The organism is Streptomyces sp. NPDC015125 (genome assembly GCF_043080045.1).
In the GTDB taxonomy this organism is placed as follows: Bacteria; Actinomycetota; Actinomycetes; order Streptomycetales; family Streptomycetaceae; genus Streptomyces.
Genome location: NZ_JBIBVF010000063.1, coordinates 1 through 1,138, shown reverse-complemented (window position 1 = coordinate 1,138; position 1,138 = coordinate 1). Strand labels below are relative to the sequence as shown.

General features: G+C 74.3%; 2 protein-coding genes. Both read left to right on the top strand.

Annotated elements, in window-relative coordinates; genetic code table 11:
• Nucleotides 1-61: 61 nt before the first annotated feature.
• Entirely contained in the window at nucleotides 62-898 is an 837-nt protein-coding gene (locus tag ACF088_RS41325) for a hypothetical protein (protein ID WP_392381134.1), read from the top strand.
• Nucleotides 882-1,138: hypothetical protein (locus ACF088_RS41320; RefSeq protein ID WP_392381133.1), on the top strand; the 257-nt coding region annotated here is incomplete at its 3' end. The genes ACF088_RS41325 and ACF088_RS41320, both read left to right, overlap by 17 nt.

Here is a 1,138-nt window from a genome sequence, read left to right as displayed (position 1 = left end):
GCTGCGCGGCGGTGCTGGCGCTGCTGGCCGGGGACCCGGCGGCCGCCGAGGGGAGCGCGTCATGACCGAGGCGGCGCGCCGGGCGCGGGTGCTCGGCCCGTCCGGGCCCGGCCGCCCGCTGCGGATCGGCGTGCTGGCCTCGGCGACCGGCGGGAACCTGCGCACCCTGCTGTCGCTGCAGCACACCGCGCCGGACCGTTTCCAGGTCTGTCTGGTCGCCTCCCACGGACAGCGGGTCAAGGCGCTGGACGTGGCGCGCGAGGCCGGCGTTCAGGCATGGACCGGTGACTTCGACGCGCACTGCGGCTCGGCATCGCAGGCGGCCGCCGACGGCCCGGACGCCTTACGCCGCTACCGCGAGCGGGCCCGCTCCTGGCACGACGGGCTCAACTCCCGCATGGCGTCCTGGGAAGCGGACAACGGCCCGCTGGACCTGGTGGTCCTCGCCTACCACCGCTGGATCGAGGGGACGCTGCTGGACCGCTACGCGTACCGGATGATCAACCAGCATCCGGGCGATCTGAGCGTGCTGGCGGCCGACGGCAGCCGGGTGCTGACCGGTAAGGACCCGGTCCGGCTCGCCATGAGCCGGGGACACCGCGCGACCCGGACGTCCTGCTTCCTCGTCGACGGGACCCAGGACGGCGGCGCCGTGCTGTGCACGGGACCCCCGGTGGCGGTCGGCGCCCGCCGTCCCACCGCCGAGGACGCCTGGCAGCAGGAACTGCTCCAGAAGGAACGGAGCGACCGCCCCTGCCTGGAGTGGACGGTGCGCGCCTTCGCCGCCGGGCGCCTGTCGGTGGACGGCGCCCGCCACGCCGACGGCAGCCGGGTGGTGCTGGTCGACGGGGCGGTCACCCCGCTCGGAGGAGAGAGACTCGATGACACTGACGACTGACGCGGTATGCCGCTCGGCAGTCGCGGCCGATGCGCTCGACGCGCTGACGGCCGACCCCGACAAGCGCGAGCTGTACCGCTATGACACCTATGCCCGCGAGGGGCTGGACTCGTTCGCCGCCCTGGGGGCGCTGGAGCGCTCCCAGGGCGTGACGTTCGTCGTGCTCAAGCCGGATGCGGTCGCCGGGCGGCGCTGCCGGCAGCTCTTGGACGTGCTCTACGAGGAGGGCTGGTTTCCGCT